The sequence below is a fragment of the Anaeroplasma bactoclasticum genome (assembly GCF_003550015.1).
In the GTDB taxonomy this organism is placed as follows: domain Bacteria; phylum Bacillota_I; class Bacilli_A; order Acholeplasmatales; family Anaeroplasmataceae; genus Anaeroplasma; species Anaeroplasma bactoclasticum.
This window is the reverse complement of the sequence record NZ_QXEV01000004.1, coordinates 65,315-91,802: the sequence shown is the minus strand read 5'-3', so window position 1 is coordinate 91,802 and position 26,488 is coordinate 65,315. Positions and strand designations below refer to the sequence as shown.

Genomic DNA, 26,488 nt, shown 5'->3' with positions numbered 1-26,488 from the left:
ATGGAATTAAAGGGTAGTATTGTAGCACTTGTTACACCATTTAAGGAAAATGGTGATGTAGATTTTGATAAGTTAGGTGAATTACTAGATTATCACTGTGAGAATAATTCTTCAGGAATTGTTATTTTAGGTACAACAGGAGAATCTTCTTGTCTATCTTTTGAAGAAGAAGCAGAAATGGTTGAATTTTCAGTTAAAAGAGTGAATAAAAGAGTTCCATTAATCGTTGGTTCTGGTTCTAATGAAACAGAAAAAGCTGTAAGAATGTCTAAGAAGTATTCTTTACTTGGTGCAGATTATGTACTTGTAATTACTCCTTATTATAATAAGACAAATGAATCTGGCTTAATTAAGCATTTTACTATGGTTGCAGATGAGGCTAAGTGTCCTGTAATTATGTATAATGTTCCAGGAAGAACTGGTATGTCTATGTCTATACATGCTTTAGAGGTATTATCTAAGCATCCTAATATTTGGGGAATTAAAGAGGCATCTGGTAATATGAGCTATGCAGCAAAGGTATCTAGATTATTAAATAAGGATTTCCATATGCTAAGTGGAAATGATGATATTATTGTTCCTATGATGTCTATTGGTGCAGAAGGCGTTATTTCTGTTTTAGCTAATGTTGCCCCTAAACAAACTGCAAAGATTTGTGAATTATGCTTAGAAGAAAAGTATAAGGAAGCGAATAAAATTCAAATGGATTTATTACCATTTATCAATGATTTATTTATTGAGGTTAACCCTATTCCTGTAAAGGAAGCAATGAATTATTTAGGATTCAATGTTGGTGGATACCGTGCACCGCTGGATTATATGGCACCAAATAATAAGGATGTATTAATTGCTGAAATCGAAAGAGTAAAGGAGCTAATTTACTAATGAAGGCATGTGTCGTTGGTTATGGTGCAATGGGAAAAGTAATCTCATCTATGCTAGGTGATGAGCTTGCATTAAATGTTGCAGTGGAATGCGAGACTAAAACATTAAATGATGCAAAGATAGATTTTGATTGTATCATTGATTTTTCAAATCCTGCAAATCTAGATATGATTATAGATTACGTTTCTAAAACAAAAAAGCCAGTTGTATTTGCTACAACAGGCTATACAGAAGAGCAAATTAAGAAAATAGAAGAATTATCTAAGATTGCTCCAGTATTAAGAAGTGCAAATTTCTCCTTAGGAGTAATCTTATTAAATCGTTTAGTAAAGGAGGTCACTCCTATATTAAAGGATTCCTTTGATATTGAAGTAGTAGAAGCACATCATAATAAAAAGGTGGATTCTCCATCTGGTACTGCAAAAATGCTATTAAAATCAATTACAGATGAAACAGGCTATAAGGTAGTTGCAGGTAGAGATGGCTACTCCCCAAGAAGTAAAAATGAGGTTGGAATCCATTCCTTAAGAGGTGGCACTATTGTTGGTGAGCATGAGGTATTGTTCTGCGGAGAAGATGAAATCTTATCCCTTAAGCATTCTGCTCACTCAAAAAAGATATTTGCTGTAGGTGCAATTAAGGCAGCTAAATGGCTTACTTCACAAGCACCTGGCTATTATGATATGGAAGATGTTTTATTTGGTGGAAAATAAAATTTTACGCTCAAGAAATTGGGCGTATCTTTTTTGCAAAAAGGTTGTAAAATAGATAACGCACACATATTTATGTTACTGTACGTTAAACAAGGACATTCGTTTAAATTAAACGTACAGAAAATGTTTTCAATCGTTGAAAACGACTGAAAATAAGCGTATAATACAAGTAATTTATATATACAGGAGATACGTGTATGAAGACATATAATGTAGGTATTTTAGGCGCAACTGGTGCAGTTGGCCGTGAAATGTTAAAGGTATTAGGAGAAAGAAATTTCCCAGTAAATGAATTGAGATTATTAGCCAGTGAAAGAAGTGTTGGTAAAAAGGTAGAATTTCAAGGAAAAGAAATTGAAATCAAGCTTGCATGCCATGACGCTTTTAAAGGCTTAGATATAGTATTAGGCGCTGCATCTAATGCAGTTGCTAAAGAGTTTAAGGATGATATTGTAGCTGCTGGTGCAGTATTTATTGATAACTCTAGCGCATTCCGTCAGGATGCTGATGTACCTTTAGTAGTACCAGAAATTAATGGTGATGATGTATTTAAAAACAAGGGAGTTATTTCTAACCCTAACTGTTCTACAATCATTACATTAATGGCAGTAAAGGGAATTAACCGTCTATCTAAGATTGTTGCAATGAACGCATGTACTTATCAAGCAACATCAGGAGCTGGTGCAGCTGGTCCTGTGGAATTAATGGAGCAAATGGAAGAATTAGATAAGGAATATAAAGAAACTGGTATTATCCCTAATAAGGGTAATGTTGAAGCAAAGGTATTTGCTCACCAGATTGCTGGAAATGTTATTCCTATGATTGGTTCATTAAAGGATAATGGTTATACAACAGAGGAAATGAAGATGCAAAATGAAGGTAGAAAGATTATGCATCTACCAGATTTAAAGGTTACTTGTACTTGTGTACGTGTTCCTGTAGTTCGTTCTCATTCTATTGCGGTTACTGTATATACAGAGGATGTATTAAATGTAGAAGATGTTAAGGCACAAATTGCTAAAGAACAAAATGTTAAATTATATGATGAACCTGAAAATCAGGTTTATCCTATGCCTATTGTAACATCGGATCAGGATATTACTTATGTAGGAAGAATTCGTAAGGATTTAATTCATGATAATGGAATTACATTATTCTGCTGTGGAGATCAGGTACGTAAGGGTGCTGCAACTAACGCAGTACAGATTGCTTTAAAACTTGTTGGTTTAGATTTTTAGGAGGATTTTTATGTTAGCAGTTGCAAAATTCGGAGGAAGCTCTTTATCAAACGCTACTCAATTTGCGAAGGTCAAGAATATTGTATTATCTGACCCTAAAAGACAAATTGTCGTATGTAGTGCTTTAGGAAAAAGAGATAAATCAGATACAAAAATTACAGATTTACTTTATATCCTTCATGCTCATTTAAAGTTTTCTGTTCCATATGAAGATATTTGGGATATGCTATATACAAGATTTACTGGTGTACAAGCAGATTTAGGAATTGATTATGATATTGAAGCGGATTTAAATCAATTAAAATCAGAATTAAATAAATCTATTTCTGAAGAATATTTAGTTTCTCGTGGCGAATATTTAACATCTAAGCTTATGGCATCTTATTTGGGATACCAGTGGGTTGATGCTAAGGATTTATTAAGATATAACTATGATGGTAAGCTTGATGAAATTCAAACAGAAAAGAATGTAAATTTAGCATTCTCTAAATATGGTAAAATCGTAGTACCAGGATTCTATGGTGCTTATCCTAATGGCTCTGTAAAGCTATTATCTAGAGGTGGATCTGATGTTACTGGTGCTATTTTAGCTAAGGCTTTAAATGTTACAGTTTATGAAAACTGGACCGATGTATCTGGTGTATTATCTGCAGATCCTAGATTAGTTAAAAATCCAAAGGCAATTAAAGAAATTACTTATGCTGAATTAAGAGAATTATCTTATATGGGTGCATCAGTATTACATGAAGAAACAGTATTCCCAGTACAGCAATTAAATATTCCTATTAATTTAAGAAATACAAATGAACCAGAAAATCCAGGAACAACAATCCGTGAGGTTTGTAGTGATACAACACAAACTGTTACTGGTATTGCTGGAAAGAAGGATTTCTGTGCATTTAATATTTTCAAAGATCATATGTCTAATGAAGTAGGCTTTATGGCTAAAACATTAGCTATCTTTAAGGATTATGAGGTATCTATTGAGCATGTACCTTCTGGAATTGATTCTTTCTCTGTAGTAGTTCCTTATTCTCAAGTAGAAAAATGTCAATATGAATTAGTTACAGATTTAAAGAAGGAATTAGATGCTGAGGTTACATTTGAAAAGGATTTAGCCTTAGTAGCTGTAGTTGGTAGAAATATGGCTAAAAGAGCTGGTATTTGTGGTAAAATATTTGCTGCACTAGGTGAAGAAAGAGTTAATGTAAGACTATTAGCACAAGGCCCTCAGGAATTAAACATCATCATTGGTGTTTCAGCTTCTGATTATGAAAAGACAATCGCATTATTATATGATGCATTAATTAAGTAAATGGTTGGATTCCAACCATTTTTTTATTATCATGGTATTTAATTACTTTTAATTTCAGGTTATAATTTAATAAATAAACCGATAGAAAGAAGATGAATAATATGTCAGTAACCCTAAACCAAGGCTTAAGGAATTTCCAAGAGGCAGTTACGCACAAAATAGGTTCTTTAAATGTTACAATTAATCTATTTCCATCTGCTTTAAATATTCTAATACAAATTCCTACATTGAATACTAGTGTACATATTATGTCACCAATTCTTATCTATAACTATCAATTAAGAAGTAGTGGTGGAGTATTTAGGGGAGCTAAATTAAATTATTTTCCAACACTATATAAGAAAGGAGAATTGGTTTAAACTATGATGAGAAAAAAAGTATTGTTTATTTATTTAGGCATTGGTGCTTTTGTGGCAGTTTTCCTTTTCGTTTGGATGGTAGTATATGATTCTTATTTTCACCTTTTATTTACCCCTTCGGGATATCAAAATAATAAGATATTTGATGTTTTGATAGAAGATATAGATAGCGAATCATTTGAGAATAATATTATTGATTTTCAAAATAAAACAAAAAAATGCAAAACATTTCCAACTAAGGCTTCATATATAAAATGTCAAGGTTTTTTCTATAGTGAATATAAGCACTATGATTGGGGTGATGATTATAGAGCTGAATGTTATTTGGAATGCTATTATAGTTCAATTGAATTTAAAAAAGAAATAGACAGACTAGAAGAATTTGAAAATAGAGGCAAAAAAGCAATTTTTGTTGAAGATTTATTTTCACTTCCTGCATATGTTGCTGCTTATAATTGGGATTCTAATTATGAATATTCTTTGATTGATGAAGAAAATTATATTATAAGGTATGTTTATCTTTTTGACACTGGAAAAAATATTGATTTTCCTGAAATATTCTTTCCAAAAAAGCTATTAAGAGAATCAAATTTCCCTAATCAAGGTTTTGCGAATGGATATAGTTGCTATGTTTCTTAGCTTGAAATTTATGTTTTCTTCTTAAGCAATCTTCAGTGATTTTTGATTGAAATAAACCGCAATTTAATTGAATTAATGATTATTATGATATAGATAGTGGATATAGTATACTGAATGGATCATTTTCTATTGGAGTATTCTATAATGAAATAACCTATAATTCTAATAGAGTCATTACTGTATTTGTAGAAAATAATACTACAACTACTACAAATTATTATTATGATACAGATGTAGAATTATATTATCTAAAAAGTAGATTCTATAATTCAGTATTATTAAAAATTATAGTTCATGATTCTATAGAATATATATTTATCTAGTATTATTGGATTAAAGTTATATGTAAAAAAGGACTTCAACCTTTAAAATGGTTTTGAAGTCCTTTTATTTCTATTTATCTTTCTTTTTAGATACCATATCTCTAAATTTATATAAATCTTCTAGGAATTCAAATCTTGCAATGAAGAATTCATTTCCCATATCTGAAGCTAATGCTTCATCCATTCTTCCATGCATTTGAATGAATGGATATTCCTTTTTAATTTCTTCATAAGAATATTGATATTCAAAACGATCACGTCTTCCATAGAATACACAATAATACTTAGGATAATCCATATTTACATTTCTAATTTCATCATAACAAATAATATCAGCCCAAATTTGATATGTATCTAAGGATTGTCCAAAGTTAATAATATCTGGTGTAAATCCTCCAGGTGGACGCATATTAACCTCTAAGGCTACAATATCTCCTGCCTTACCAAGACCATGCTTTTCTTCACGTAAGCGGAAGAACTCTAAATGGAAGTAACGGCTCTTAATATTGAATGCCTTTAATACTCTTTGGCCAACTGCTTTAATATCCTCTGGAACATCCTTATTAACATAATAAGAGCATTCCAAATTTTGATTTACAATATCCATAATAGATGGTGGGAAGATTTCATTATCACAGAATACTACATTAGAATTTGAATCACATACACCATCGAAGGATGTGATTTCACCAGTGATGAATTCTTCCATAATATATGGTACTTTGAATCCTTCCTGATAGAATCTTTCTAAATCTTCCTTATTCTCAATTTTATAGGTTGCTGCTGCTCCAACTCCAACATCAGGCTTTACAACTACAGGATATCCTACCATATCGATAAATTTTAAATCTTCCTCTAAAGATTTACAGAAAGCATATCTTGCAACAGGGACACCTGCTTTAATATAGAAGTCCTTCATTTTAGATTTAGAAGTATAATGCTCTACATCCGAAAGCTTATCTCCTTTGATATTAAAATCTGTTCTAAGCTTTGCATCTTGTCTTAGCCAATATTCATTATTGGATTCAAGCATATCAATTTTTCCATATTTAAATGCAAAGAATGCAACAGCTTTATAAACCTCATCATAGTTTTCTAAATTGCATACCTTGTAGTATTCAGTTAATGACGCTTTTACTCTTGAATCTAGTTCATTATATGGTGTATCACCAACACCTAAAACTGTAACCCCATTCTTTTTTAGCCTATCACAAAAATTATAATAATTTTTTGGAAAAGCTGGAGAAATAAATACAAAATTCATAATTATCACCTTTAGGCAAATTATATCACGATGTTATATTCAATTATAGTTTTTTTTACGTTTCTCTCTTTTAAAAACGTTTACGATAAAGTATAATAGGATTATAACTGAAATGGAGGCGATTACATGTTCGGTAAAAAGAAAAATAAAGACGTTGAAAACGAGGTTGAACTAACAGAAGATGACCTTGATTTCGATGGAGATGATAAAGTCATTGAGGATAACTCTTTAGAGGATGACTTTGAAACTGAAGAGGAAAAAGAAGTCCGTTCAAAGAAGGAAGAAAAAGAAGAAAAGAAAGCAAAGAAAAAAGAAGAACTAAAAGAAATTAATGAAACACTAGACCCTACTCCAAAGACTAGGGTTGGTACAAACTTTAGAATGTATAAGTTTATCATTAAGATCTTTATTTTTGCAGTATTGATCGCATTCGCAATCTTAATGTTCATTTATAAGATTGAATTAATTGGTGCTGTATATATGATTACTGCAGTTATAATTCTATTCTCAGCAATCATAAGATTGATTCCACTTCTTAAGACTACGAAATCTAAAAGAGCTCGTTTGATATTATTGATTCAATGCTTAATTCATATTACTATTGGTGCATATTTAATATTAGCTGCATTCTATCACTGGGATAAATGGAATCAACTATTAGCTGACGATGCAAGAGCAAATACTCTTGAGGAATTATATAGAATGTCTGGTGGAAAATTTGCTGAATTTAACGTTCAGGCTTATGCTTATATTTTAGTAATTTTCTTCTATACATTAGCTATGGGCTATTTCTGGGTTACTATTGAATTTAAAGAGAATTCAAAATCAACCTTATTCTGGTTGAATTTCGTTTCAATTACACTAGCTGTTGTCATCGCATTCTTAGCACCACAGGAGTGGTTTGATGCAGAAAAGCTTGTTATTGCGCTTGCTATACTTGCATTATTTGGTGCACTTGTTATTGGTGGTGAGGCAACCGGTGGATATATTAGATACCGTAAGGTAATTGCTGGAGATATTAAGAAAAAAGAAAAGAAGACAGAGGTTGGAAAGGAAGCACCTTCTAGAAAGGATGATACCGAAATTTCTGATATCGATCCTAATATAATTCCTAAGGATGACCCTAGGGATGAGGATTCTGTTGTAAGCTAGAGTCAAATGCCAAGAAATTGGCATTTTTCTTTTATCTATTTTTATAATTTTTCTTTACTTTAATATCAGTTATGATATAATGTTTAAGGTACACTTTAAAAAGGGAATGAAAGAGATACAATTTGTGAATTGGTAATAGGAGGAACAGACTTATCCCTGTTATGTATCTCGGTCTGTGGTGGTAAATATGACAGTAGAAAAGTTAGACAAGAGCCGTGTTAAATTAGTATTCGATGTAACAGCTGATGAATTCGAAAAGGCTCTAGACAAGGCATTTGAAAGAGAAAACGCTAAGGTTACAATTAAGGGATTCCGTAAGGGACATGCTCCAAGAAGCGTATTTGAAAAGACTTATGGTGTAGAGGCATTATTTGAATCTGCACTTAATGTAGTATTAGATTCTAAGTTCCAGGAGGCTATTAAGGATGAGGCTGCTAAGAATTTCTTAGGTAGACCTGAGGCTGGACTTGAAGAAAAGATTGAACGTGGTAAAGATTTCAAGGTATCTTTAACATGGGATGTATATCCAGAAGTAACATTACCTAACTACAAGGGAGTTGAGGTAAAGGCTAAGAACTTAAAGGTTACTGCTAAGGAAGTTGATGAGGCTATTAAGGCTATCACAAAGAAGGATGCAGTAAAGGAGACTAAGACTGAACAGGTTATCGCAAAGAATGATTATGCAACATTCGATTTCGTTGGTACTGTTGATGGCGTTGAGTTCCCTGGTGGAAAGGCTGAGAACTATGAATTACAGATTGGTTCTGGTCAGTTCATTCCTGGATTCGAAGATCAAATGATCGGCTTAAAGGCTGGCGAGACTAAGGATTTAACAGTAACATTCCCTAAGGATTATCAGGAAGCAACACTTGCTGGTAAGGAAGCAGTATTTAAGGTAACAGTTCATGAGGTTAAGGTTGAAAAGTTCCCTAGATTAACTGCTGAATATATCGCAGGCTTAAAGCTTGAGGGTGTTACAACTTCTGAAGAGCTAAAGGCTTCTAAGAAGGCTGAGCTTGAGGCAAAGAAGGCTACTGAAGAAAAGGACCGTCAGTTAAATGACATCATCAATTATGTATTAGACAATGCTAAGGTTGATATGCCTAAGACATTAGTTGATGAAAAGGTTAACCAGTTAAAGAGTCAGTATGAGCAGCAGGCTAAGATGTACAATATTCCATTTGAAACATTCTTAGGCTTCATGGGTACTAATTTAGAAGCATTCAATGAAAATATGGAGAAGCAGGGCGCTCGTCAGGCATTATTCCAGGTTGTAGCTCAGAAGATTATTGAAGTTGAAAAGCTAGCTCCATCTCAGGAAGCTTTAGAGGCTAAGGCTGAAGAAGAGGCTAAGTTACATAATTCAACTAAGGATAAGATGTTAAAGACTAATGTAGCTAAGTATTATTCTGATTTAGCTTACAAGGCTTTAGTTGACTTATTAATCGAAAATGCTAAAGAAATCTAATCTATAATATATAATATTATAAAGGCGGCTGTTTGAGCTGCCTTTTTCATTCAAAATGTAACAAATTATGTGAAAAAGTAAAAAAAGTCAGTTTTTTTGGCACACTACTTGCAAAAGTGCCAAAAATAGTATATATTATAGGTACGCAAAGTAAAAAAGTAGTGAAAGGAAGGTATTTTTTATGGAAGAAAATACAAAAATTGTACTACCTGCCATTGCCGTTAGAGGTCTTGTACCACTTCCGAACAATGAATTTAAAATTGAAGTTGGAAGACCAAATTCCATTCTTGCGTTAGACGCTTCTGAGAAGATGTATGGTGGAAACATTATATTATTAGTTCAAAAGGATGCTAATGTGGTTAATGCTACACCAGAGGATGTTGAATTGGTTGGTGCTTTAGCTAAGGTTACACTTAAGCTAAAATTACCAAATAATAACTACAGAGTTAAATTTAAGGTAACAAACAGAATAAAAGTAACAGAGTATACCTCTGCAGATCCATATTTCGTTGTTGCTTATGAGAAGCTATTCTCCGTTTTAGCAAACGATGAAAAGGAAACTGCATTAATTAAGAATATTTCTTCTGAAATCGCTCAGGCTGGACAGACATTATTTTCATCCCCTGATGAGATTGCAAGATTAATTCAAAATGGCACGAATGCAGATGTACTATCTGATGTTATTGCATATCAATTGAAATTATCTGGTAATTTATCTAAATATCGTTATCTTGAGGAAACTGTTGTTTCTCAAAGATTAGATATGATTTTACAGGATATTGAAAGAGAACGTCAAATTGTAGAAATTGAGAATAAGATTAATAAGGATGTAAAGAAGTCTATTGATGATTCTCAAAAGGAATATTACTTACGTGAGAAGATGCGTGCTATTCAAAATGAGCTTGGAGATAAGGCTCGTCAAGAAGAGGATGTAGAAAAATTACGTAAGGCATTAGAAGAGGCTCATTTACCAAAGGCTATTTATGATAAGGCTATGAATGAACTTCAAAAATATGCTTCTACATCAAATCAGATGGCTGAATCTGGTGTAATTAGATCTTATTTAGATTGGATTATCGAATTACCTTGGTATAAGGCAAGTGAAGATAATAATGATTTAAAGGATGTTGCTGAAAAGCTTGATAAGAATCATTATGGCTTAACTAAGGTTAAAGACCGTATTATTGAATATTTAGCTGTTAAAAAGATGACAGGCAAGAATCCATCTACGATTCTTTGCTTTGCAGGGCCTCCAGGAGTAGGTAAAACTTCTTTAGCTAGAAGTATTAGTGAAGCTTTAGGTAGAAAGTTTGTAAAGCAATCCTTAGGTGGAGTTCGTGATGAATCTGAAATCAGAGGTCATAGAAGAACATATATTGGTGCATTACCAGGCCGTATCCTAAAGGGTATGAAGGATGCTGGTACTGTAAACCCAGTATTCTTACTAGATGAAATCGATAAGATGACTGCAGATTATCGTGGAGATCCAGCTGCAGCTATGCTTGAGGTATTAGACCCAGAGCAAAACAAGTATTTCTCTGATAACTACCTAGAAGAGCCATATGACTTATCTCAGGTAATGTTCATTACTACAGCTAACGATTTATCTGATATTCCAGGACCACTTCGTGATCGTATGGAAATCATTGAATTATCCTCTTATACAGAAATTGAGAAGTTCAATATTGGATTTAAGCATCTACTTCCAAGAGAAATCGAAGCTCATGGCTTAAAGCCAGAACAGCTAACTATTACAGATGATGCAATGTATGCAATCATCCGTGGATATACAAGAGAAGCTGGTGTACGTGAGCTTGATCGTATGATTGCAACAATCTGCCGTAAGACAGTTAAGGGTATTTTAATTGATAATATTACAAGTGTAACTGTTACTCCAGAAAATGTTACAGATTATTTAGGAAAGATTCGTTTCTTCAATAATCAAAATCGTAACGAAAACCAGGTTGGTGTTGTAACTGGCTTAGCATATACTTCCTTCGGTGGAGATACACTAGATATTGAAGTTACAACATATCCAGGTAAGGGTGGCTTAATTTTAACTGGTAAGCTTGGAGATGTAATGAAGGAGTCTGCAACTGCAGCATTCTCCTATGTTAAAGCACACCAAGTAGAATTTAAGATTCCAGAAGGCTTCTTAGAAAAGAATGATGTACATATCCATGTACCAGAAGGGGCTGTACCAAAGGATGGTCCATCTGCAGGTGTAACATTAACTACTGCACTAGTAAGTGCATTATCTAATCGTCCTGTAGATTGTCATTTAGGTATGACAGGTGAAATCACTTTAAGAGGTGCTGTATTACCAATTGGTGGTTTAAGAGAAAAATCTATTGCAGCTGCTAGAAGTGGCTTAACAAAGATTTTCATTCCAAAGGAAAATGAAAGAGATATTGAAGATATTCCAGAAGAGGTACAAAAGGTTCTTGAAATTAAACCTGTGTCTCATGTTTCTGAAATCATCAATGAAATTTTCCCAGCATAGGCATAAGTCAAAGGCTATTGTGTTCACACAATAGTCTTTTTCTATTGATTTTTATAAATAAATTTTATATAATAAACATAATCCATAAATTTAGTTTTGGGAAGGGAGGGTTAAATGTGATTGATACAAAGTTGATTACTTTTCTTACATTATTAGAAGAAAAGAATTATTCAAAGACTGCAGCGCGCCTTTATATTACGCAACCAGCAGTTACTCATCATATTAAATCCCTTGAGAAGGAATACGATATAGCACTTTTCAAAAATTCTAAGACATTTGAACTAACTAAGGCTGGTACAATGCTATTAGAATATGCGAAGAGCTTGAAATTACAAGAAGAGTTCTTACTTGCTAATATGAAAAAGCAAGATTCTTTTGTGTGCAATTTAGGCTTTACTCCTATGGTAAAATCTATGATTCCACCAATTGAATATTTAAGACAAATTTTCTATGAAACTCCTTCATTCAATGCATATACATATGCATATGAGGAAATATTTGAAAAACTAGATTCTGGTAAAATCGATTTTGCCTTTGTAGATAATAGCTTTGATTCTCAAGCCTTTGAATCTGCACTTGTTACTAGTGAAAAGGTTGTTTTAGTTGGTGATCCAAAGGGACAATATGGCTCTAAGGATAGAATAACAAGAGAACAGCTATCTGTTGCTACACTAATTTGGCCAGATGAGAATAGTGGATTATATAAATGTATTCAAAATGCATTAAAATCTAAAAATATAAAATTAAAGAACAATTATTCTGTATCATCCAATGACCCAGATTTAATGAGAAGATTAGTCCCATTAACGGATGGTTTAGCATTTATGTATTATGATACAGTTAAAGAAGATATTGAAGCAGGAAGATTAAAGAAATTTGATATTCTTAATGTTCAAATTACTCAGAATATTTATATTATCTATCCTAAGAATTTAGGATTAGATGATAACCAAAAGAAGCTTCTAGAGATTATTCAAAAAACTAGTAGGTGAAATAATGGTTAATATTCTTTATGAGGATAATCATATCCTAGTTTGTGAAAAGCCTAGAGGGATATTATCCCAAGCGGATGGTTCAGATAAAGAGGATATGCTTTCAATTTTAAAAAACTACATAAAGGAAAAATATAACAAGCCCGGAAATGTATATCTGGGCCTTGTTCATAGATTGGACATAAATACTAAAGGAGTAATGGTTTTTGCGAAAACCTCTAAGGCTGCCTCTAGATTATCTTCATCTGTTTCATCCCATGAATTTCAAAAAAGATATAAAGCTATTGTAGAGGGTACTTTTCTTGATTCAAATACCCATATATTAAAACATTATATATATAAGGATGAGAAGGAGAAGAAATCCTATATAAGAAATGATGGTCAAGAGGCCATCTTGGAATATAGGCCTATTTCTTCATATAAGATTCATAATTTTGATGTAACGGAAGTAGATATTTTATTACATACAGGTAGATTCCATCAAATACGCTGCCAAATGTCAGCGATTGGACATCCTTTATATGGAGATAAGAAATATGGCAGTAAAAATCAAGTAAATCCACTGGATTTCCCTTTATGTGCTTATAGTCTATCTTTTCCACATCCAATTACTAAAGAAATTATGACCTTTACTTTGGAGGATTAAATGAAGTTAAATATTGTACTTGATAATGCTGAAGATTCTAGAAATATTTCTGGAATTCATAATGCAAATTTAAAAATGCTTGAAGAAATTTATAATATTCAAATTGATATCCATGGGGATCAGGTATTAACAGATACAGATAATGCGATTATACTAGCTAAGCTTGAGGATATATTTCAAATTATGAAGTTTATGTCGTTAAATCATCAGGCTATTTCCCCAAGAGATGTTATTTATATAGAAAACATCGTATCTATTGGAAAAAAGATGGAATATATGAATTTCTTATCGAATAGACACCCATTATGCCATACACTACATAATAAGCCTATATATGCAAAAACCTTGAAGCAGGATGAGTACTTAAAATGCTTAAAAAGTAAGGATTTAGTATTCTCCATTGGAGCTGCAGGTACAGGTAAGACTTATTTAGCAGTATGCTATGCTGTAGCAGAACTTAAAAAAGGAAATTATGAAAAAATTATCCTTACTAGACCAGCAGTAGAAGCAGGCGAATCCTTAGGCTTTTTACCAGGAGATTTAAAAGAAAAGGTTGATCCATATTTAAGACCTTTATATGATGCTTTATATGAAATGCTTGGCATGGAGCATGCAGAAGCATTAATAGAAAAGCAAATCATTGAAATAGCTCCTTTAGCTTATATGAGAGGACGTACCTTAGAAAATGCCTTTATTATCCTAGATGAGGCCCAAAATGCTACAATAGATCAGTTAAAGATGTTCTTAACACGTATGGGTTTCCATTCAAAAATGGTAGTTACTGGTGATATTTCACAAATTGATTTACCAAATCAAAAGAAATCTGGACTTAAGTTTTGTGCGGATTTACTTAGGGATTTACCAGAGGTTGGAGATATTGTTTTCGATTATTTTGATGTAGTAAGACATCCACTAGTAGGTAAGATTATTGAAAAATTTGAAAATGCGAATAAATAACATCGTGTTTAAAAAATCTAAAAAAATAAAAAAAGTGCGAAATTTACGAAAAAAACGGCACTTTTTTTCTTTTAAACTCTTGAAAATGCTTTCATTTCAATATAAAATATTAGTGATTGTTTATTTACAATAAAAGGAGCGTGTAAAAAAATGAAGAAGAATTATTTAAAAAGCTATTTTAAATCATTCGGAGTAATCGCTACACTAGCTGTAATTATTTTGTTTGGTGTTCTTGGTTGGTTCGTTTACAAGATGACTTTCCTACCACAAAATTACGCTACATTAGCACAGGCTGCAGTCTTAGCAGTAATGATTGGTGGAGCAATCGTTGGCTTCTCCGGTCTAAGACATGATAAAGTCAATATGACAGACTTTATTCGTATTACATTCTTAGTATCCAATATTGTACTTGGAGTTTTAGCATTGTTAGCTGGTGGCCACAATGTAGCTATGATTATATACTTTGTGCTTGCTGCAGTATTCTTGGTTGAAATTATAGTTCGTTTTACTGCTATTACACAAGATGCTGGTCAGGCTGGTATGAAGGCATACTTTAGTGCCTTAGGATATCGCTACAATCCTATTTGCTTAGTTGTATTAGGTATGGTTGTTGCTATTGTTTTAAGCATTTTAGCTAAGAATGGTGTATTACAGAATGTATATTCTAAAGATACTAAGTTCTATTTAATCGGTGGTGCTGCTGCATTATTAGCTGTATTATTAATTTCTGCATTAGATAAGGATTCTGATACAAACTGGTTAGATGCTATTTTAGTAGTAGTATTCATTGGTTCCATCTATAGCCCAGTAGTACTTGCTGGTACTATTACATCATCCATTGCAAAGCTATTATTAATCTTAATCCTATTAACAATGGGTGGAATTATCGTTCGTTCTGTATTCTATAACAAGGATGTTATTTATGATACAAACCGTGATAAGGCTAGAACATATTATAGAAATATTTTCACAAAATATAATGTACTTGCTGCAGTTATTATTTCCGTAGTAGCTGTTGGATTAATTACTATTGCTACATCTTATGCAATTGGTTCTGGTGATGTATATCGTTTAATGACAAATAACTTACATTTACCTGCTGGAGCTATAACAATTTATGTATGCTCTGCTGTTGCATTATTAATTGGTGTTGTTTTAGGCGCATTATTATTTGTTTTCCGTGATTTCAATAATACAGAGCCAATTAAGACTGACTGGGTATTAATTTCTTTAATCCTAGCTACAGGCTTAGGCTTACCATTCTTTATTTCTTATGCAATTTCTGATTTCGCATTATTAACATCTAACATTTTATTATTAGTTGTTGGTATTGTTTATATGGTATTATTCGTATTAGGCGTAGTAATTCAGATCTTACGTATTAGAAACTTCGATCCAATGGCTGCTATTATTGCTAAGGAAGCTGAAGAGCAGATTGCTCAGAAGAAGGAAGAAAAGCAGGCTGCTAAGGAAGCTGCTGAAGAAGAAGCTAGAGCTGAAAAGGAAAGAAAAGAGAAGGAAGATCCATTTGCTCTTACTGAAGAGGATGAGGCTATCTACGCTGCTCAATACGGTGAAGAAGAAAAGGCTGAAGAGGAAAAGGAAGAGGAAGGTAATCCTTACGAAGAGGAAGAAACTCAACCTGAAGAGGCAACTGAAGAAGTTGTTGAAGAAGAACAGCCTGAGGAAGTTACTGAAGAGCCTAAGGCTGAAGAAACAGATGAATTTGATGAATTCTTAAATTCTGTTCCTGAAAAGGAAGAAGAAAAGCCAGCTGAAGAAGAAAAGCCAGCTGAAGAAGAAAAGCCTGAAGAGGCAACTGAAGAGTCTGAAGAAGACGATGAAGAAGCTGAAGAAGAAGATGATGAAGACGAAGAGAATCCTTATGATGAGGAAGAGGAAGCTGATGAAACTCCATCTGAACCACATGAAAAGACTCTTGAGTCTAACATCGAAGTTCAAGAATATGTTGCAGTTGACGAAAATGGTCAGCCAAAGAAGATTAAGCGTAAGTTCAATACAAAGATGATGTTCGCTCCTTATGAAACTAAGGAATATTATAACGAAGTTAAGAACTACTTAATGATGTATCGTGCTAAGGGTAGATGCTCTGCTAGATGCGAATCCTTCAGATACAAGGGCTTAGTTGCTAAGCTTGCATTAGGTGGAAAGGCTGTTAAGGTATTCTTAGCATTAGATCCAGCTATTATTGAACAGTATCCAAAGTATCATTTAAAGGATGTTTCTGACAAGAAGCAGTATCAAGAAGTTCCAGTAATGATTAAGGTTCGTTCTGATCGTGCATTAAAGTACTGCAAGGAATTAATCGACTTAATGTTTGCTAACCGTCTTGTTAAGCCAAAGAGAAACTTTGAGCCTACAAACTTCATCACTCAGTTAATTCCAAATGGTGAAGCTATTTTAGGTAACTTAGGTATGGAAGCATGGTATCTACAGGATACTATGAATGTAAATGGTATTCCTGAAGAAATGCCAGATAATTTAATTGATTACTTACCAATGATTCCTGGTGAGCCTTTAGAAGAGGAAGAGGAAGAAGCAGTTGTATATCTTGATACATTATGCTTACACTTCGAAGAAGGTTCTGTTATTCAGTTAGATATGTTAAAGAGTGCTCATATTTGCCAGAAGGGAAATATCCTTCGTGTTAAGGCAAGAGGTACATTAGATCGTAAGCTTGTCATCTATGCTGAAAAGTTTGATGAGGATGCATTAAAGATGATTTTATGTACTAATGGTACAGCAATTCGTATCGTTCGTGATTTAGAAGAATAAAATAATAATGCTCATGCTTAGGCATGGGCATTTTTTTCGTATAAGAAAAAGGGATTTTTGAATCCCTTTTACTTATTAGCAACCCCAGTTTTAATTGCTGCTTCACTAACAGCCTTTGCAACAGCAGGAACAACTCTTTTATCGAATGCTCCTGGTACAATATAATCTGGAGATAATTCTTCATCCTTAATAATAGATGCAATAGCATATGCTGCTGCAATCTTCATTTCCTCATTAATCTTTTTTGCTTTAACATCTAATGCTCCTCTAAAGATTCCTGGGAAGGCTAATACATTATTAATTTGATTTGGAAAATCACTTCTACCAGAACCTACAATATAAGCTCCAGCTTCCTTTGCATCATTATATGAAATCTCTGGAGTAGGATTTGCCATCGCAAATACAATTGGGTCCTTCGCCATAGATTTAACCATATCTTTAGATACAAGGTTTGGTGCGGATACTCCGATAAAGGCATCTGCGCCCTTTAAAATAGAAGCAAGTGTATTATCGTGATTATCTGGTGTATCAAAGATACCATCATCAATAAGCTCTTTAATTAAGAAATCATAGGAATCATATTTATTCTTATCAACAACACCACAAATATTATATGCATTGATTGTTCCTACACCTATTTTTTTTAGCATACGAGCTACCATAGACCCTGCAGCTCCTGTACCAGATAATACAACTCTCATATCCTTAAGATTTCTTTTTGTTAATCTTTGAATATTAATAAATGCAGAAGCTACAATAATGGATGTACCATGCTGGTCATCATGGAATACAGGAATATCCATTTCCTCAATTAATCTTCTTTCAATAGTAACACATCTTGGAGCGGATATATCTTCAAGATTAATTGCTCCTAGAGTTGGCTCTAAATATTTGATAGTTGTAATGATTTCTTCAACATCCTGTGTTTTAAGACAAAGAGGGAAGGAATCAACTCCTGCGAGCTCTTTTAATAAAATGGATTTACCCTCCATTACTGGAATTGCAGCGTATGGTCCAATATTTCCTAAACCAAGTACTGCAGAACCATCTGTGATAACTGCAACCATATTAGATTTTGCAGTATAAACATAAGCATCCATTGGATTTGCTTCAATTTCTTTACAAGCATATGCAACACCAGGTGTATATGCTAATGCTAAATCGTGTTGATCCTTAATTCTTACCTTAGAATGAATTTCAAGCTTTCCTTGATGCTCCTTATGTAAGGCTAATGCCTCTTCCTTTAAACCCATTTTTACTTTCCCCCATCAAAAATATTATTTCCATAATAATCTATAGCACAAATCATTTTAAATCCTTCAACCTCTAATCTTTTAATAGATTCAGGGCCTAAATCTAAAAATGCAATTTCTTTAGCTTTTTTAACAGCTTTAGAAAGAAGTGCTCCACAGCCACCTGTTGTAATGAAATATAAAATATGATTATCCTGATAATACTTTGTGCAAGCATTATCTCTTGGCCCCTTACCAATGGTTGCACAAACATTTAATTGTCTCATCATAGGTGCAAACATATCCATACGTGAAGAAGTAGTTGGACCAATAGAACCAATAACATGACCTGGCTTTGTTGGAGTAGGTCCTGCATAATAAATGAATGCTTCATTAAAATCTACTGGTAATTCTTCACCTTTTTCAAGCATATTTTTAATTCTCATATGAGCTGCATCTCTTGCAGTATAAATAACTCCACTAAATTCAATAACATCACCTACATGTATATCTTTTAGCTTATCTTTATCTAAAGGGTAGTTGATTATCATAAAATCACCACCTTATGACGAGATGCATGACATTGTATATTTACCGCTACAGGTAAGGATGCAATATGACATGGATATAAATTTACTTTAACTGCTAAAGCAGTTGTTTTTCCACCTAGTCCCATAGGACCAATATTTAGCTTATTAATTTCTTCAAATAATTCTTTTTCAAGACTTTTTGCATCTAAATCACTAGATTCATCATCAATAGGTCTTAAAAGTGATTCTTTGGCCAATAATGCGCATTTTTCTAAGTCTCCACCAATACCAACACCAACAATTAATGGTGGGCATGGTCTACCACCAGCCTCTTTTACTGTAGTAAGAACAAAATCCTTAATTCCTTGAATTCCATCTGCAGGAACTAGCATTTTAACCCTGCTCATATTTTCGCTTCCAGCTCCCTTAGGGCATACAGTTATTTTTAATGTATCACCTAAGACATGCTTAATATGTACGATTGCAGGAGTGTTATCCTTAGTATTCATTCGGTTTAGTGGTGATTTAACTACACTTTTTCTTAAATATCCTTCTGTATAGCCTAAAGATATTCCTTTATTGATCGCATCATAAATATCTCCAGGAATATATACTTCGTTTCCTATTTCTACAAAAACGATAGTAATACCAGTATCTTGGCACATTGGAACATTTTCACTTGCTGCTAAATTGTCATTTTCTATAATCTGCTCTAATATCGATTTGGCAAGCCCACATTCCTTATTCTTGGCACATTCAAGTACATCAAGAACGTCTTTTTCTAAATAGGTTGCAGCCTCTATCGCAAGTCTTTTAACCTCTTTAGTAATAACATCAGGTTCAATTGTTTTCATAGGTTTACCCCCTTGGTATCATTATATAATAAATTGTTCTTAATTTGATATAGAAAGTGCTTTTATACTTTGAATTACTTTTAAAAAAAGTTATAATGTAAGAAATGGAGTGATTAATTATGGATACAAATTTTGAAAAATGGCTTAAAGCTAAGAAAAATATAGAAATATCCGATGATGCATTACAAGAAGAAGATGTCATTGGCTTTTTAGATAATATGAAGGGTTTCTTATTCCCCGGATATGTAGAGCATGTCAATATTCTATCGGATTATATGGATGAAAAGATGGATGCAATACGTTATTACTTACATAAGCTATTAAGAGCAGTAGAGCGTATTACAAAGAAATCTTTATTATGTGAAAACATGATTGATTGCTTCTTTAATCATATACCAGAAGTAGACGAATTAATTCAAACGGATTTACAGGCTTTATTTGATGGAGATCCAGCTGCAAAAACAAAATCAGAAATCATTTTGACTTATCCTGGCTTAACTGCAATTTTTATATATAGAATTGCTCATGTATTATATGAACTAGAAGTACCAATCCTACCAAGAGCACTAACAGAATATGCACATGGTAAAACTGGAATAGATATACACCCAGGTGCAAAAATTGATGCATATTTCTTCATTGACCATGGTACAGGTATAGTTATAGGTGAAACATCTATCATTGGTAAGCATGTAAAGCTATACCAAGGTGTAACCTTAGGTGCATTATCCTTAAGAGAGGGTCAAAAGCTTTCTGGTACAAAAAGACATCCCACAGTAAAGGATAATGTTACCATTTATTCTGGTGCTTCCGTATTTGGTGGTGAAACCATTATTGGTGAAAATACAACCTTAGGCTCTAATGTATTTATTACATCCTCTGTAGAGCCTAACATGACTGTAACAATACTAGGAGAAAAAAAGCACAAGGAGTGATAATATGAAGGTTGAATATTACAAGGAATACAGTAATATTTTGGGAAGAGATATGGAATTTAAGGTTTTTGGCCATGCTGGGAAACCTTGTATTGCATTTCCAGCAGAGGCAAAGAGATTCTATGATTATGAGGACCATGGCTTAATTGGCGCAATGGAGCCTTATATTGAACAAGGAAGAATTCAGGTTTTTTGCGTGGATGGCCTAGATAATGAATCTTGGAGTGCTACATGGAAAAATCCTAAAGACCGCATATTAGCTCAAGAAGCATATTTTAATTATATAATTAATGAATTTGTTCCAAGAGTATATGAAATTAATAATAGTAATTCGAATGGTATTATGACATTTGGCCTATCCTTAGGCGCATATCATGCCCTAAACTTCTTAGTAAGAAGACCAGATATCTTTAATCAGGTATTGGCTTTATCTGGTATATATCATTCTGGATTCTTTATTAAGGATTATGCTGATGAATTAACTTTCTTAAATTCGCCTTTAGATTCTTTGCAGGTTATGCATAAGAATCATCCATATATAGAGCTTTATAAGCAGGCACGAATTATCATTTGTGTAGGACAGGGTGCATGGGAAGATGTATGCTTAGAAGAAACTAGAAAAGTAGATAAGGCATTAAAGAATTTAGGTGTTCCTGCCTGGGTAGATTATTGGGGGTATGACAGACCTCACGATTGGCCTAGCTGGTTAGAACAAGTTCCTTATTTTTTGTACCATATTTTAGACTAATAAAATTCGAGGATATTTCAATTATCCTCTTTTTTATTTTTAAAAATACCCATTTTTTTAAATATTATTTTGAAAGCCCTTACATAACCAAAAAAAATTCAAAATTTTTATTGCATTATGAAAAATTAAGAATATAATATATCTATCAAAATTATGTTTTGATGAAAAAGGAGACGAATATTCTCTATAATATTCAAAGAAAATTTTTGGGAAAGGAAATTCGAAAGACTGGTGTCTTTCATTCGGTAAACTGAGTTGGCACAACCTATTATCGAATTGCACAACATAGTTAAATACTATGGTGACAATTGTGTTGTAGATGGAATTAATCTTGACATCTACCCTAATGAGTTTGTTACTCTACTAGGTCCTTCTGGATGTGGTAAAACAACTACACTTAGAATGATTGGAGGATTTGAATATCCTTCATCAGGTGAAATCATTGTCAATGGAAAAATTATTAATAATCTTCCTGCTTACGCAAGACCTATTAATACAGTATTCCAAAGATATGCACTATTTCCTCATTTGAACGTTTTTGATAACGTTGCCTTTGGTATCCGTAACCGCGGAAGAAAATTCATGATTGAATTCTATGGTGGTAAGGAAAAGGTTATTCAGGGCTGCATCGAAGAAAAGATTAGAAGAGGTGTACCTGAAGAAAAAGCCAAAAAGGTGTCTTATTTTGACATCAACAAGTATTTGAAACTTTGTGTGAAGGAGTCTGTAACTGCTGCTCTTGAAATGGTAAATCTAGCAGGATTTGAAGAGAGAAGCATTGATAAGATTTCCGGAGGACAAATGCAGAGAGTTGCTATCGCAAGAGCTATCGTATTAAAGCCACAAATTTTATTATTAGATGAGCCACTATCTGCACTTGACTTAAAGCTTCGTCAAAACATGCAATATGAACTTAAAGAAATGCAAAGAAACCTAGGTATTACCTTTATTTTCGTAACTCATGATCAGGAAGAAGCAATGGTTATGTCTGACCGTATTGTAGTAATGAAGGATGGTATTATCCAGCAGCTTGGAACACCTAAGGATATCTACAATGAGCCAGTTAACCGTTATGTTGCAAACTTCATTGGTGAATCTAATATTATTCAGGGTGTTTATATTGGACGTAACCGTGTTAAGTTCTTAGGTGCTGAATTCTATGTTGTTGGATATGAATTCGATGATATGGAATCTGTAGATGTAGTTATTCGTCCTGAAGACTGGGATGTTGTTCCTATGTCTAAGGCTAAGGTAAAGGGTGTTGTTACATCATCTATCTTTAAGGGCGTACACTATGAATTATTAGTTGATATCGAAGGTGTTGAATATGTTGTTCACACATATGAAGATATCAAGGAGGGTGAAATTGTAGGTCTTACAATTGACCCATATGAAATTTGCTTAATGAAGCAGGATGGTTCTCCTAAAAAGCTTATTCCAGTAGAAGAAGTTGAAAGAAGAAAAGACTTGTCTAAAGAGGTAGACTAATATGCAGAAGGCCAATCAAAAAAGGGTCATTCCAGCACATCAGGTTTCCCATAGACTAGATAGAATGGCAAAGCCTTACCTTTATTGGTTATACGCATTTGCTGTAGTACCAATGATTGTAATGTTTTTGCTAATGTTTGTACATTCAGAGGGAATCCGTTTTGAAGGAATGTCATTCAGTGTTTCAAATTTCGCTATTATTACAGAAAATTCTACGATTGTAGCTTTCTGGAATTCTATTAAATTTGCTGTATTAACTACTGCACTTTGTGCTTTCTTTGGTTATTTAGTAGCATATTGCTTATACCAATCCAAGCTTAAAAATAAGTATATGATTCTATTATTATTAATATTACCTTCCTGGACAAATATTCTACTTAGAATCAATGCTTTAGCATCTGTTTTTAAGCCAAACAATATTTTACAAGATATTTTTAACCTACCAGCAGTAGGTGAAGGTATTATTGGTACAGATTGGGCTGTATTACTTGGTATGGTATTTACTTACCTACCATTTATGATTATGCCAATCTATACATCCTTAGAAAAGATTGATCCATTACTTCATGAGGCAGCCTTAGATTTAGGTATGACAGATTTTAAGAAGTTCTGGAAGGTTACATTCCCACTATCTTCTAAAGGTATTGTATCTGGTTCTATCATGGTATTATTACCTTGTATGTCTGGATTCGCAATTCCTCAGATTTTAGGTGATGGTAATATTTTATTAATTGGTAACATTATTGAACAAAGCTTCAAGAACATGTCTTATAACCAGGGTTCTGTATTAGCTATTGTTATTTTAGTTATCATTTTAGGAGCTATCCTAATTATCAATAAGACAGATAAGGAGGGCTCAACATTACTATGATGAATGAAGAAGTTAAAAAGGAATATAATCCTCTAGATTATCCTATTGCTGAAGCTAAGGATTATGGCTATAAAGATCATAAAGCATTAAAAATGACTTGGAAGATTACAAAATATGTATTATTAGCATTTTCTATCTTTATGATTTATTTTGCAGTAATTATTATTGCAATCCAATCCTTTAATTCAACAGATGCAACAACAGAATTTGCATCCTTCACTTTTGCAAATTATGCAAATATGTTTGGTAAAGGATCTTTAAATGATTCTATTAAGAATACCTTCCAAACATCTATTTTAGCAACATTAATTGCTACAGTTATTGGTACTTTAGTTGGTATTGGTGCATATTACTTACCACCTAAGATTAAGAATAGATTATTATTCTTAAACAATATTCCATTATTAAATGCGGATATTGTTACAGGTATTTCTTTAATGTTAATCTTCTCATTATTCTTAGTAATTAATAAGAAGTTCTTTGGTTTCTGGACAATTTTAATTGCGCATATCTATTTCATTTTGCCATATATTATTTTGTCTGTCCATCCAAAGATGAAAGAAATTGACCCTAATATGCTTGATGCATCCCTAGACTTAGGTGTTAAACCATTTAAGTCTGTACTTAAGGTTATTATTCCTGCAGTTAAGGGAGGTATCTTCTCTGGTATGGTACTTGCTTTTACAATAAGCTTTGAAGACTTCGTTGTAGGCTACTATACAAAGGGTAATGGTTATAACACATTATCTATTTGGATTTATTCATCCATTGGTAGAAAGAGCTTATACCCTGGTGTATATGCATTCTCTACAATGGTTACTGCAGCTATGATTTTAGCCGTTGTTCTTTATAACATATTCAAGAAAATTGAACTTGGAAGAAGAATTAAAGGCATTTATAGAAATTTCAAAAAGAAGAAGGAGGCTATGCTTTATGAAGAAAAGTAAGCTAATACTAGGAAGCCTTCTTGCTTCAACCTTCGCATTAGGATTAACATCTTGTGGTGGTAGACAAACCCTATTATTCTTAAACTGGGGTGAGTATATCGATGAAGATATTTTAGATGCTTTTGAGGAAAAATATAATTGTAATGTCTCTATGGATTTAGGTGATTCTAATGAAATCTTCTATTCCATGGTAAGATCTGGTACAACTGTATATGATGTTGTATGCCCATCGGATTATATGGTTGAAAAAATGTATAGTGCTGGTTTATTACAAAAAATTGATTTTTCAAAGCTTACTATGTCTGGATATAATCCAAACACACCTGAGGGAAGAGATTCTATGCGTTTGGGTGTATTATCTATTTTAGATGATATGAATACAAACCTTAAGGCAAATAATCCTGATTATGTAGATAATACAATTCAGAATTATTTTGTACCATATTTATGGGGAACTTGGGGAATTATGTATTCTACAAGTAGAGAAGATTTCCCAGAGGAATATAAAGATTATGTTCCTGGTGAAAAATCTATAAGAGAAGCTGTTACAAACGGTGAAACTGAATGGAGTGCACTATTTGATAGATCATCCCTACCAGAAGGCACAAGAGTTTCTATGTATGATTCTTATCAGCATGTATATTATGCTGCAAGCCGTTATTTAGAAAAGACAAATCCTTTATCTAATGCTTATGGTATAGAGCTTCCTAAATCGGATTTAGATACTATAAAGAATTTAATTTCTGATATGAAATATAATTCTTGGGGAACAGATAATATTAAGAAGGATATTAGTGGTAAAAACTCTGATATTGGTTATATGTGGACTGGAGATTTCTTATATTATTATTGTGAAGAAGCAGCAAAGGCTGCAATAAAAGCATATATAAATGGTGATGTTACCATGGATAATATGGTTTCTATGATTAATGAAATTTGTGATTCTTCAGATAGAGTATATGAGAATAATGGAAATAAATATGGTATTCGATTTGATTTCTTTATTCCTGAGGATACCGTTGCATTCTGTGATAATTTAGTAATTACTAAGGATGCTTCTAATGTTGATTTAGCACATAAGTTTATTGACTTTATGTCTGCATATCAAACTTCAGCTTCCCTAGATGATAATGGAGAAGAAATTGATCCTTCTACATTAGAAGAAGATGAAATCTTAACTCCTTGCTTTAACAATACATATTATGTATGCTATGATGCATGGAATAAAACAGTATATGATGATTTAGTTGCTCTAGCAGATGATTCTATTTTTAATGAAGAAGCTGCCGAGGTATTTGAGGAACAAATAAGTGAAATGCCTGCAGAAGAAACAGATTTATATGGTCTATTATATGATTATGTAACTGGTATCGCATTTAATAAGTATTATCAAAAGGATTCTACTAAGGGCGAAATTCTTGCAACATTTACTCAAGATTATATCGATCAAATCTATACTGCATTTAATAATGCAAGAACTTAAAATTGAGAACCACTCTTATGAGTGGTTTTCTTTATGATATTACATATAATAACAAAGGGTGCAATTGTAATACGGTTTTTAATTTTTTGTACAAAATGAAAAAAATGACTATAAAATTTAAGAGTTGTTTTGAAAATAAATTTAAATGAG

Annotated in this window: 23 protein-coding genes; 19 read left to right on the top strand and 4 right to left on the bottom strand. The window is 32.9% G+C overall.

Annotated elements, in window-relative coordinates; all coding sequences use genetic code 11:
• The 6 genes from dapA (at position 1) to EI71_RS03125 (ending at position 5,149) form a co-directional block, all read left to right on the top strand.
• Positions 1–885: a 4-hydroxy-tetrahydrodipicolinate synthase gene (dapA, locus tag EI71_RS03150; RefSeq protein ID WP_119015803.1), complete on the top strand. Its 885-nt coding sequence runs from the start codon at positions 1–3 to the stop codon at positions 883–885.
• On the top strand, positions 885–1,598 hold the full coding sequence (gene dapB / locus EI71_RS03145; RefSeq protein WP_119015802.1) for a 4-hydroxy-tetrahydrodipicolinate reductase: 714 nt from the start codon (positions 885–887) through the stop codon (positions 1,596–1,598). The genes dapA and dapB overlap by 1 nt, the downstream gene beginning before the upstream one ends.
• A gap of 197 nt (positions 1,599–1,795) precedes the next feature.
• Positions 1,796–2,836, top strand: a complete 1,041-nt coding sequence (locus EI71_RS03140) for an aspartate-semialdehyde dehydrogenase (protein WP_119015801.1) — start codon at positions 1,796–1,798, stop codon at positions 2,834–2,836.
• 10 nt (positions 2,837–2,846) lie between these two features.
• Positions 2,847–4,151 carry an aspartate kinase gene (locus EI71_RS03135; protein ID WP_119015800.1) on the top strand — a complete coding sequence of 435 codons (1,305 nt, stop codon included), beginning with the start codon at positions 2,847–2,849 and terminating at the stop codon, positions 4,149–4,151.
• Positions 4,152–4,243: 92 nt separating this feature from the next.
• Positions 4,244–4,510 carry a hypothetical protein gene (locus EI71_RS03130; protein ID WP_211321018.1) on the top strand — a complete coding sequence of 89 codons (267 nt, stop codon included), beginning with the start codon at positions 4,244–4,246 and terminating at the stop codon, positions 4,508–4,510.
• A gap of 21 nt (positions 4,511–4,531) precedes the next feature.
• Positions 4,532–5,149: a hypothetical protein gene (locus EI71_RS03125; RefSeq protein WP_162849717.1), complete on the top strand. Its 618-nt coding sequence runs from the start codon at positions 4,532–4,534 to the stop codon at positions 5,147–5,149.
• Positions 5,150–5,542: 393 nt separating this feature from the next.
• Here the strand turns inward: EI71_RS03125 and EI71_RS03120 are convergent, their stop codons facing one another.
• On the bottom strand, positions 5,543–6,736 hold the full coding sequence (locus EI71_RS03120; protein ID WP_119015797.1) for an ATP-grasp domain-containing protein: 1,194 nt from the start codon (positions 6,734–6,736) through the stop codon (positions 5,543–5,545).
• A 126-nt stretch (positions 6,737–6,862) separates the two neighbouring features.
• On the opposite strand from EI71_RS03120, the gene EI71_RS03115 reads away from it, so the two are divergent.
• The 7 genes from EI71_RS03115 (at position 6,863) to EI71_RS03085 (ending at position 17,250) form a co-directional block, all read left to right on the top strand.
• A complete protein-coding gene (locus tag EI71_RS03115) occupies positions 6,863–7,888 on the top strand; it encodes a hypothetical protein (RefSeq protein ID WP_119015796.1) in 1,026 nt (341 codons plus the stop codon).
• Positions 7,889–8,075: 187 nt separating this feature from the next.
• The gene (gene tig, locus EI71_RS03110; RefSeq protein WP_119015795.1) at positions 8,076–9,356 is read left to right on the top strand and encodes a trigger factor; all 1,281 of its coding nucleotides are present in this window, start codon (positions 8,076–8,078) and stop codon (positions 9,354–9,356) included.
• 181 nt (positions 9,357–9,537) lie between these two features.
• Positions 9,538–11,859, top strand: coding sequence for an endopeptidase La (lon, locus tag EI71_RS03105; RefSeq protein ID WP_119015794.1), 2,322 nt, complete (start codon positions 9,538–9,540; stop codon positions 11,857–11,859).
• Positions 11,860–11,975: 116 nt separating this feature from the next.
• Positions 11,976–12,851 (top strand): LysR family transcriptional regulator, encoded by an 876-nt coding sequence (locus EI71_RS03100; RefSeq protein WP_162849716.1) that lies wholly within the window; start codon positions 11,976–11,978, stop codon positions 12,849–12,851.
• Between the two features lie 4 nt (positions 12,852–12,855).
• Positions 12,856–13,497: an RluA family pseudouridine synthase gene (locus tag EI71_RS03095; RefSeq protein ID WP_211321017.1), complete on the top strand. Its 642-nt coding sequence runs from the start codon at positions 12,856–12,858 to the stop codon at positions 13,495–13,497.
• On the top strand, positions 13,498–14,454 hold the full coding sequence (locus tag EI71_RS03090; protein ID WP_119015791.1) for a PhoH family protein: 957 nt from the start codon (positions 13,498–13,500) through the stop codon (positions 14,452–14,454).
• A 150-nt stretch (positions 14,455–14,604) separates the two neighbouring features.
• Positions 14,605–17,250 carry a hypothetical protein gene (locus tag EI71_RS03085; protein ID WP_119015790.1) on the top strand — a complete coding sequence of 882 codons (2,646 nt, stop codon included), beginning with the start codon at positions 14,605–14,607 and terminating at the stop codon, positions 17,248–17,250.
• 68 nt (positions 17,251–17,318) lie between these two features.
• Here EI71_RS03085 and EI71_RS03080 read toward each other — a convergent pair whose 3' ends face one another.
• The 3 genes from EI71_RS03080 to EI71_RS03070 are packed head-to-tail and all read right to left on the bottom strand — an operon-like array spanning position 17,319 to position 19,866.
• On the bottom strand, positions 17,319–18,503 hold the full coding sequence (locus tag EI71_RS03080; RefSeq protein WP_119015789.1) for an NAD(P)-dependent malic enzyme: 1,185 nt from the start codon (positions 18,501–18,503) through the stop codon (positions 17,319–17,321).
• A gap of 2 nt (positions 18,504–18,505) precedes the next feature.
• Positions 18,506–19,033 (bottom strand): FumA C-terminus/TtdB family hydratase beta subunit, encoded by a 528-nt coding sequence (locus EI71_RS03075; RefSeq protein ID WP_119015788.1) that lies wholly within the window; start codon positions 19,031–19,033, stop codon positions 18,506–18,508.
• Positions 19,030–19,866: a fumarate hydratase gene (locus tag EI71_RS03070; protein WP_162849715.1), complete on the bottom strand. Its 837-nt coding sequence runs from the start codon at positions 19,864–19,866 to the stop codon at positions 19,030–19,032. The genes EI71_RS03075 and EI71_RS03070 overlap by 4 nt, the downstream gene beginning before the upstream one ends.
• 119 nt (positions 19,867–19,985) lie before the next feature.
• Between EI71_RS03070 and epsC the strand changes: the two genes are divergently transcribed.
• The 6 genes from epsC (at position 19,986) to EI71_RS03040 (ending at position 26,338) form a co-directional block, all read left to right on the top strand.
• Positions 19,986–20,801, top strand: coding sequence for a serine O-acetyltransferase EpsC (gene epsC, locus EI71_RS03065; RefSeq protein ID WP_162849714.1), 816 nt, complete (start codon positions 19,986–19,988; stop codon positions 20,799–20,801).
• A 4-nt stretch (positions 20,802–20,805) separates the two neighbouring features.
• Positions 20,806–21,549, top strand: coding sequence for an esterase family protein (locus EI71_RS03060; RefSeq protein WP_119015785.1), 744 nt, complete (start codon positions 20,806–20,808; stop codon positions 21,547–21,549).
• A 270-nt stretch (positions 21,550–21,819) separates the two neighbouring features.
• A complete protein-coding gene (locus EI71_RS10475) occupies positions 21,820–23,037 on the top strand; it encodes an ABC transporter ATP-binding protein (RefSeq protein ID WP_425453575.1) in 1,218 nt (405 codons plus the stop codon).
• A 1-nt stretch (position 23,038) separates the two neighbouring features.
• Positions 23,039–23,908, top strand: coding sequence for an ABC transporter permease (locus EI71_RS03050; RefSeq protein ID WP_162849713.1), 870 nt, complete (start codon positions 23,039–23,041; stop codon positions 23,906–23,908).
• A complete protein-coding gene (locus EI71_RS03045; RefSeq protein WP_119015782.1) occupies positions 23,905–24,855 on the top strand; it encodes an ABC transporter permease in 951 nt (316 codons plus the stop codon). The genes EI71_RS03050 and EI71_RS03045 overlap by 4 nt, the downstream gene beginning before the upstream one ends.
• Positions 24,842–26,338, top strand: coding sequence for a type 2 periplasmic-binding domain-containing protein (locus tag EI71_RS03040; RefSeq protein ID WP_119015781.1), 1,497 nt, complete (start codon positions 24,842–24,844; stop codon positions 26,336–26,338). Before EI71_RS03045 ends, EI71_RS03040 begins: the two co-directional genes overlap by 14 nt.
• Positions 26,339–26,488 lie beyond the last annotated feature (150 nt).

Bases quoted from the DNA above. Each gene is read 5' to 3' on its own strand.
- dapA (WP_119015803.1), top strand. From the start codon at position 1: ATGGAATTAAAGGGTAGTATTGTAGCACTTGTTACACCATTTAAGGAA.
- dapB (WP_119015802.1), top strand. From the start codon at position 885: ATGAAGGCATGTGTCGTTGGTTATGGTGCAATGGGAAAAGTAATCTCA.
- EI71_RS03085 (WP_119015790.1), top strand. From the start codon at position 14,605: ATGAAGAAGAATTATTTAAAAAGCTATTTTAAATCATTCGGAGTAATC.
- EI71_RS03040 (WP_119015781.1), top strand. From the start codon at position 24,842: ATGAAGAAAAGTAAGCTAATACTAGGAAGCCTTCTTGCTTCAACCTTC.
- EI71_RS03045 (WP_119015782.1), top strand. From the start codon at position 23,905: ATGATGAATGAAGAAGTTAAAAAGGAATATAATCCTCTAGATTATCCT.
- EI71_RS03115 (WP_119015796.1), top strand. From the start codon at position 6,863: ATGTTCGGTAAAAAGAAAAATAAAGACGTTGAAAACGAGGTTGAACTA.
- EI71_RS03130 (WP_211321018.1), top strand. From the start codon at position 4,244: ATGAATAATATGTCAGTAACCCTAAACCAAGGCTTAAGGAATTTCCAA.
- tig (WP_119015795.1), top strand. From the start codon at position 8,076: ATGACAGTAGAAAAGTTAGACAAGAGCCGTGTTAAATTAGTATTCGAT.
- EI71_RS03135 (WP_119015800.1), top strand. From the start codon at position 2,847: ATGTTAGCAGTTGCAAAATTCGGAGGAAGCTCTTTATCAAACGCTACT.
- epsC (WP_162849714.1), top strand. From the start codon at position 19,986: ATGGATACAAATTTTGAAAAATGGCTTAAAGCTAAGAAAAATATAGAA.
- EI71_RS03060 (WP_119015785.1), top strand. From the start codon at position 20,806: ATGAAGGTTGAATATTACAAGGAATACAGTAATATTTTGGGAAGAGAT.
- EI71_RS03050 (WP_162849713.1), top strand. From the start codon at position 23,039: ATGCAGAAGGCCAATCAAAAAAGGGTCATTCCAGCACATCAGGTTTCC.
- EI71_RS03140 (WP_119015801.1), top strand. From the start codon at position 1,796: ATGAAGACATATAATGTAGGTATTTTAGGCGCAACTGGTGCAGTTGGC.
- EI71_RS03080 (WP_119015789.1), bottom strand. From the start codon at position 18,503: ATGGGTTTAAAGGAAGAGGCATTAGCCTTACATAAGGAGCATCAAGGA.
- EI71_RS03095 (WP_211321017.1), top strand. From the start codon at position 12,856: ATGGTTAATATTCTTTATGAGGATAATCATATCCTAGTTTGTGAAAAG.
- EI71_RS03075 (WP_119015788.1), bottom strand. From the start codon at position 19,033: ATGATAATCAACTACCCTTTAGATAAAGATAAGCTAAAAGATATACAT.
- EI71_RS03090 (WP_119015791.1), top strand. From the start codon at position 13,498: ATGAAGTTAAATATTGTACTTGATAATGCTGAAGATTCTAGAAATATT.
- lon (WP_119015794.1), top strand. From the start codon at position 9,538: ATGGAAGAAAATACAAAAATTGTACTACCTGCCATTGCCGTTAGAGGT.
- EI71_RS03070 (WP_162849715.1), bottom strand. From the start codon at position 19,866: ATGAAAACAATTGAACCTGATGTTATTACTAAAGAGGTTAAAAGACTT.
- EI71_RS03120 (WP_119015797.1), bottom strand. From the start codon at position 6,736: ATGAATTTTGTATTTATTTCTCCAGCTTTTCCAAAAAATTATTATAAT.